The sequence below is a fragment of the Acinetobacter sp. SM1B genome, from assembly GCF_003289665.1.
GTDB lineage: Bacteria > Pseudomonadota > Gammaproteobacteria > Pseudomonadales > Moraxellaceae > Acinetobacter > Acinetobacter schindleri.
Genome location: NZ_QMBM01000001.1, coordinates 531,420 through 536,115, shown reverse-complemented (window position 1 = coordinate 536,115; position 4,696 = coordinate 531,420). Strand labels below are relative to the sequence as shown.

Genomic DNA, 4,696 nt, shown 5'->3' with positions numbered 1-4,696 from the left:
AGTGGTCGTGGACGTGGCCGTAGCCGTGATGATGACGATGATGACGATCGCGGTCGCTCAAGTGGTCGTGGACGTGGCCGTAGCCGTGATGACGATGATGATGACGATCGCGGTCGTTCCAGCAGTCGAGGTCGTGGACGCAGCCGTGATGACGACGATGATGATGACGATCGTGGCCGCTCAAGTGGTCGTGGACGTGGTCGCAGCCGTGATGACGATGATGATGACGATCGTGGCCGCTCAAATGGTCGAGGCCGTGGTCGTAACCGTGATGACGATGATGATGATCGCGGTCGTTCCAGCAGTCGAGGTCGTGGCCGCAGCCGTGATGACGACGATGATGATGACGATCGTGGCCGTTCAAGTAATCGTGGACGTGGTCGCAGCCGTGATGACGATGATGATGACGATCGTGGCCGCTCAAATGGTCGAGGCCGTGGTCGTAACCGTGATGACGATGATGATGATGACGATCGCGGTCGTTCCAGCAGTCGAGGTCGTGGCCGTAGCCGTGATGACGATAATGATGATGATCGCGGCCGTTCAAGTGGTCGTGGACGCAGTCGCAGCCGTGATGACGATGATGATGACGATCGTGGCCGCTCAAATGGTCGAGGCCGTGGCCGTAACCGTGATGACGACGATGATGATGACAATCGCGGTCGCTCAAGTGGTCGTGGACGTGGCCGTAACCGTGATGACGACGATGATGACGATCGCGGTCGTTCCAGCAGTCGAGGACGTGGTCGTAACCGTGATGACGATGATGATGACGATCGTGGCCGCTCAAATGGTCGAGGCCGTGGTCGTAACCGTGATGACGATGATGATGACGATCGTGGCCGCTCAAGTGGTCGAGGCCGTGGTCGCAGCCGTGATGACGATGATGATGACGATCGCGGTCGTTCGGGAGGTCGAGGCGGAAGAAATACCCCGCCACGCGATGACCGAGGTCGCTTCACTTCCAGGTAAATTATTTGGGAGCAACCGGAAAGATATAGATGAAAGGTTTATATTTTTCTAAAAAGAAAAACATTTTGAATTTCTTATAGGTTTAAAGCGAGCAGATTAGTCTGCTCGCTTTTTTATATGATTTATTTACATGCTATTTTATTGAGTACGCTCTGGCGGATTTTCTATCCATCGGGGACTCGATGCCGATTGCATTAAAGCTTTCGCTGCTTTTGCGACAAACATCGAAACCTCGTCATCTACTTCCTCATTGTTGCTATAAAGCGGGAAAGTACCAGGCTGGTTTTGAATCACAATGTCATCAATAATCCAGCCACGATATGCATTATAGTACTGATCGACAGTATCGAATTTAAACCGGATTTTAATATTGGATTGGCCCGCATATTCATCTAAAGAAATAGCTTCTTGCTGGGCAAATTGAGGTGCAAGGTTAAAGCCAAAGTTTGAGAATGGAATTGACCAGCGGTTATAATCTGTTTGCGGATCAGACAGCGGATTTAATCGCGCCAGTTTTTTAAATTCCCCTCCATTGACTGAAACTTCCACATCCATGGCATCATACCCTCTGCTACTTGGATTTACTGATTCAATTTCCCACCAGGTTTTAAAACTTAAGCTGATTGGTTTTTGTGTAGTGCTCAGGTCAATTACTGGTGAAGTCAGTGTTCCATAATACGCCTTTGCTGACGTTCCACCATTCAGTCTTGTTTCTACTGGCTGCCCTTCCTCGGTTAAAAGACTGGCTTCTTTATTTAAGAAACTACCTGCAACACCATTGCCATACCAATATGCATAATTGCCTTGAGCAGGATCTGGCAGTTTGCCATTACTGCTATCATCTGGTGCCAAGGTCACTAAACGATTCACATCTTTATTAATAATCTTGTGATTTTTTTGCAGTAAAGACCATTTTGTTTCTTCAACTGTAGAGGCCTTTTCCCATTCATCTCGGGTAGCAGAGTCTTCTTCAAAAGTTTCCTGCCAAATACTGGTCGTAGCTTCAGTATTTTGTATCAAGGTAAATTGACTACCCCCTGAAATAGAGGACGTCACTGCAACCTGCTTTGTTAAACTTATATACCCGGGTGCACTGATCATAAGCGTTGCATTTTTTAAGGTATCGCCAAGCTCATCAGATACATTAAAAGCTAGACTGAAATATCCTTTCGCATCAGTTAATGCTGTAACGAATGCGCCATTGGTAGCCGCACCACCTGATAATGAAACCTGTGTATTTGCCAAAGGCTGACCTTGCACCAGAACTTGCCCTGATAGTGTCCCAATAATTGCTTCATTTACCGGATGAATCGTTTCACATTCAGCATTATTACAAGTTAAAGGCACGTTGATCGACAATTCCTTATTGGTATTTGTCGGATGAATAATGAATGGCACGATTGCAGTTTCAGAATGCTTTCTGACCAAAATATAGTAAATACCTGGTGCTAAATGAACTGAACCAGAAACACCCAAATGGTCTGTTGTATATTCTCGTGCCGAGGAGAAATCATTAATCACCGGAAGACGGTCATACTGGACAAAGAGACTGTGATCAACCGTATTATTATCAGAAATACTGGTGACGTTATTACTCCATTGTGCAGCTGATAAAATTCGAATGTCAGCATCTGCAAGCGCCAGATGACTTGCATCGGTAATGATTAATCGTTCTACTCCATTTGCTGGCGTTACGGTTTCTTCCGGGGTCGTTTGAGATGGTGGTGTAGAGCTACCAGAACTGCCTGAATCTGAACCACAGCCAGTCATTATCATTCCCGTAGAGGCAAGCAGCATTGTTGCTATAATATTGAGTTTCATGAGTAAAATCCTTATTAAAATAATAAATTAATTCTTATAATTCGCCTTTTAATAGGTATTTATTTTTATTATTAAGAAGCCTAAAAAATATATAACAAATCCATAGAAAATAAAAATATAAATTATTTCAAACCCAATTATTCAAAAAGTATTTATTAATATAAAATTCTATTTTTTTTGATTCAATCAACCCCTCAATTAAATTATCTTTTAATACTTATTTTTTATGAAAATAATTCTAATTATTTACTACATTTATTCTTAATAAAAACTTTATCACCTTGTTTTAAATAGAATATAGACAAATCAATTTATTCCAATTTCATTTAATCAAGCAAATATAAATCACATTATTATTTTCTACTAAAGCATGAAAAAAGGCACATAAAAATGGGCTCTAATGAACCCATTTTTAAAAGGATAAAAAATTTAAGTTTTCTTGGCTTGTAATATTTTGAAAAAAATAAATAATATTACAATCCACACTGGCAGCATCAGCACTGACAACATGAAACCTTGATCCCACATGATATAGAGCACTGTCAGCATAAAGACTGAAACCAGATAGTTACTCAGGGGTGAAAACAATGCAGGGAATTTAGTTTGTACAGTTTGGAGGCGAATGGCTTGCTTAAATTTAAGATGAATCAGTGTAATCATGATCCAGTTCAGTACTGCTGCTGCCACCACAATGTAAATTAGATAGCTTAGTGCTTTTTCAGGTACAAAATAGTTTAATAAAACACAGCCAAAAATCAGTAATGCTGAGAATAGCACCGCTGGCACTGGAATTCCTCGTGCATTCACCTTCTTAAAGGCTTTTGGAGCATTACCCTGCTCTGCCAAACCTAATAGCATTCTGCTATTGGCATACATCCCGCTATTACACACCGATAGCGAGGCTGTCAAAATAATAAAATTTAATAAGTGGGCGGCCCAATCAATACCCATCAGATTAAAAATCATCACAAACGGGCTATGCTCTAAATCACCTAAATTCAGCTGATTCCACGGCACAAGTGATAATAGAATTGCAAGTGAACAGATATAAAATAGAAATACACGAATTACAGTTTGATTTACAGCTTTTGGAATATTCTGATCCGGATTTTCGGTTTCCGCAGCAGCCATACTGATCAGCTCAATCCCGCCAAATGCAAACATCATAAAGGCCAGCATATAAAATAGGCCTTCAAAACCATTCGGGAAGAAACCGCCATGTGCCCATAAGTTCGTTATTGAAGCAGTAGAATCAACATCAGCAGTGACCAGCAAATAAATCCCAAATAAAATCATCGCGACAATCGCAAGGACTTTTATCATTGATAACCAGAATTCAGATTCGCCATAAATCTTTACATTGGTCAAATTCATGCCAGTGACCAGAATAAAGAAAAATAAAACCGAAACCCATACCGGAATTTCTGGCCACCAGTAATTGATATATTTACCAACCGCAGTCAGCTCAGTCATCGCTACCAGAATATACAGAATCCAGTAATTCCAGCCTGTTAAAAATCCTGGAAACTTCCCCCAATATTTAAAGGCGAAATAGCTAAATGAACCGGTTACAGGTTCATGTACAATCATTTCACCGAGTTGGCGCATAATCAGGAAAGCAATCAAACCGCCCATCAGATAACCCAAAATAATAGATGGACCAGCAGACTGAATAATATGAGCTGAACCTAGAAATAGACCGGTACCAATCGCACCGCCCATGGCAATCAGCTGGATATGACGATTCTTCAAACGGCGTTGAAGCTGCGGTGTTTCACTCTCCAAAACATATTCTCATAATGAATAAAAAAATAGGATTGTACCGAGTCTAGTGCCAATCAGCTAACTCATAAATTAGATCTCTTTCATAAATCAAAAAACGATCTTCTTTTTGGTTAATATT

The 4,696-nt window shown here is 41.7% G+C and carries 3 protein-coding genes; 1 reads left to right on the top strand and 2 read right to left on the bottom strand.

Annotated elements, in window-relative coordinates:
- On the top strand, nucleotides 1-972 hold a 972-nt coding region (locus C8322_RS14510), incomplete at its 5' end, for a stress-induced protein (protein ID WP_111810743.1).
- A 138-nt stretch (nucleotides 973-1,110) separates the two neighbouring features.
- Here C8322_RS14510 and C8322_RS02600 read toward each other — a convergent pair.
- Both C8322_RS02600 and C8322_RS02595 read right to left on the bottom strand, forming a co-directional pair.
- Nucleotides 1,111-2,793 (bottom strand): hypothetical protein, encoded by a 1,683-nt coding sequence (locus tag C8322_RS02600; protein WP_034592777.1) that lies wholly within the window; start codon nucleotides 2,791-2,793, stop codon nucleotides 1,111-1,113.
- Between the two features lie 429 nt (nucleotides 2,794-3,222).
- The gene (locus C8322_RS02595) at nucleotides 3,223-4,578 is read right to left on the bottom strand and encodes an amino acid permease (RefSeq protein WP_034592779.1); all 1,356 of its coding nucleotides are present in this window, start codon (nucleotides 4,576-4,578) and stop codon (nucleotides 3,223-3,225) included.
- Nucleotides 4,579-4,696: the final 118 nt, after the last annotated feature.